Source organism: Streptomyces sp. SID14478, from assembly GCF_010548525.1.
Classification (GTDB): domain Bacteria; phylum Actinomycetota; class Actinomycetes; order Streptomycetales; family Streptomycetaceae; genus Streptomyces.
Genome location: NZ_JAAGMG010000426.1, coordinates 1 through 237, shown reverse-complemented (window position 1 = coordinate 237; position 237 = coordinate 1). Strand labels below are relative to the sequence as shown.

The 237-nt window shown below is 72.2% G+C and carries 1 protein-coding gene; it reads left to right on the top strand.

Annotated elements, in window-relative coordinates:
- On the top strand, nt 1-237 hold a 237-nt coding region (locus G3I40_RS13860), incomplete at both ends, for a ketoacyl-synthetase C-terminal extension domain-containing protein (RefSeq protein WP_164302461.1).

Here is a 237-nt window from a genome sequence, read left to right as displayed (position 1 = left end):
GGAGCCGTCGTCGCATGTGGACTGGTCGTCGGGTGGTGTGGAGGTGTTGCGGGCGGCACGGCGGTGGCCGCGGGTCGAGGGTCGTGTGCGGCGTGCGGGGGTGTCTGCGTTCGGAGTGAGCGGCACAAACGCCCACCTGATCGTCGAAGAGCCGCCCGAGGCCGCGTCCCGACAAGAGGCGGACACAGTAGGCGTGTTGGGGGACGCGGGGGTGGTGCCGCTGGTGCTGTCCGCGCG